Raw genomic sequence first — 1,524 nt, 5'->3', positions numbered from 1 at the left:
GGGCGATGTCGTACATGGTCTCCGTCGCGTCCGAGCGGCAGGAGGGCCCGCGCCCGGCCTCCGCCGCATAGCGCGGGTCGGCGCAGTCCACGTACGCCACCGGCACCTTGCGCCCGAACCGGTCCCGCAGCAGTTCGAGGAGCCGCTGCTTGCCCATGCCGGGGCCGCCGGTGAGCAGCACGACGGGCAGGTCGGGCCCGTAGAGGAGCTTCTCGTCGCGGCCCCTGGCGTTCCGGCCGAGGAGCCGGGGAAAGAAGCCTTCGTCCTCGATGAGGCCCTCGAATCCCAGTTCCCGGCTCATCCCCGCACCCCCGTGCCTGATGTGGCCGCTGTGCGGCGGGTGGTCATTGTCGGTCAGTGTCGGTCTTTGTCGCACGGAGCGTACTTGAGCACGGCTCACGAATACATCAACTTTGCTGCACAGAGCGTCACTTGGTGCACTTCCGGCGGGTGCAGTACCGTCGGCGCCCCCGTACGGGGACCCGTGCGGAGCCCCGGAGAGAGGCAGGGAGTCCGTGCCGGTCATCGACGCGTGGATGCAGCACCCCACGCTGCGTCACTCCAACCACGAGATGTTCGATTCGTTGCGCCGGTGGACGGGACTCGAGGTCCTCGACGAGCCGTTGCCGCTCGAGGCCACCGTGGCGGCGCTGGCCGCGGCGGACGTCGAGATCGGTCTCTCGGCGGCCTGGTACGGGCCGCAGGGGCCGCTGATCAGCAACGACGAGGTCGCCGGCTTCGTCGCCGGGTCCGGCGGGCGGCTGCGCGGAGTGGCCGGCGTGGACCTCACCCGGCCGGTCAGGGCCGTACGGGAGCTGCGCCGCGCGGTGACGGAACTCGGCTTCGTGGCCCTGCGGATCGTGCCCTGGCTGTGGCAGCTGCCGCCCACCGACCGGCTGTACTACCCCCTGTACGCCGCTTGCGCGGAACTCGGCGTTCCGTTCTGCACCCAGGTCGGGCACACCGGCCCGCTGCGTCCCTCCGAGACGGGCCGGCCCATCCCGTACATCGACCAGGTCGCGCTGGACTTCCCCGAACTGGCCGTCGTGTGCGGCCACATCGGCTATCCGTGGACCACGGAGATGATCGCGGTGGCCGACAAGCACGCCAATGTCTTCATCGACACCAGCGCCTACACCGCCCGCCGCTACCCGCGCGAACTGGTCGACTACCTGCGCGGCCGGGGCCGCGGGAAGGTGCTGTTCGGCTCGAACTACCCCATGATCACGCCGGGCAGGGCCCTCGAACACCTCGCCGAACTCGACCTGGACGCACAGACCACGGACCTGTTCCTGTCCGGCAACGCACGGCGGGTCTTCAGCCTCTGAGCGGGGCGGGCGGCCTGGCGGTGGTGCCAGCACCACCCTGAGGCCGGGGGCTGTCCGGCTGCTCGCCGGGGCGGTGGATTCATACGCTCGTCTACATGGTGAAAAGAACAGCACACGCAGCCCTCGCCGCCACTCTCGCCACCGGCATCGCGGCGGCCCTGACCTGCACGGCAAACGCCGGCACGAACCCGTACAC

General features: G+C 70.4%; 1 protein-coding gene and 1 pseudogene. One reads left to right on the top strand and one right to left on the bottom strand.

Annotation, left to right across the window (positions count from 1 at the left end; genetic code table 11):
- Nucleotides 1-301 (bottom strand): annotated as a pseudogene (locus ACQKIP_RS47165) (hypothetical protein); the annotation flags it as partial.
- A 214-nt stretch (nt 302-515) separates the two neighbouring features.
- Here ACQKIP_RS47165 and ACQKIP_RS47160 point away from each other — a divergent pair.
- Nucleotides 516-1,328, top strand: coding sequence for an amidohydrolase family protein (locus ACQKIP_RS47160; RefSeq protein ID WP_365862512.1), 813 nt, complete (start codon nt 516-518; stop codon nt 1,326-1,328).
- The last annotated feature ends 196 nt before the right edge of the window (nt 1,329-1,524 follow it).

Origin of the sequence: Streptomyces sp. NPDC059900, assembly GCF_050270335.1 — a bacterium.
Lineage (GTDB): Bacteria > Actinomycetota > Actinomycetes > Streptomycetales > Streptomycetaceae > Streptomyces.
Note: the sequence above shows the minus strand (reverse complement) of the source record. Positions and strands in the feature narration are given on the sequence as shown.